Annotated in this window: 1 protein-coding gene; it reads right to left on the reverse strand. The window is 60.3% G+C overall.

Going from position 1 to position 317, the window contains the following annotated elements; genetic code table 11:
- The coding region (locus FJM74_RS22140) for a hypothetical protein (RefSeq protein WP_187264829.1) at positions 1–317 on the reverse strand (317 nt) is incomplete at both ends.

Below are 317 nucleotides of genomic sequence, written 5' to 3' on the forward strand. Positions count from 1 at the left end.
GCCAGAAGGTGTACTGGCCCGAGGCAGGGGCCGTGATGTAGCCGCGCACCCGCTGCCCGTAATTATCTCCCACAAAAGCCGGGGCTTGAAAAATGGTCAGCTCTGAAATGGTGGTCGGCGTGGTGCTAACGGGCACACTTGCTACCGTTGACCCGTAGGCTTTCGCCCAAAACTCCCAGGTAATTTTTCCTGTTTCGTGCACAGGAGGTTTATTAAAGGAGGTAAGCCTGTTGCCGGGCACGGGCCGCTCCAGGGTACCGGAGGGCAGCTGCCATCCCACCGAGAGGTTGTCGCCGCCGCCCTGCTCCTTGTGCACC

It is taken from the genome of Pontibacter beigongshangensis (genome assembly GCF_014332515.1).
Classification (GTDB): Bacteria; Bacteroidota; Bacteroidia; order Cytophagales; family Hymenobacteraceae; genus Pontibacter; species Pontibacter beigongshangensis.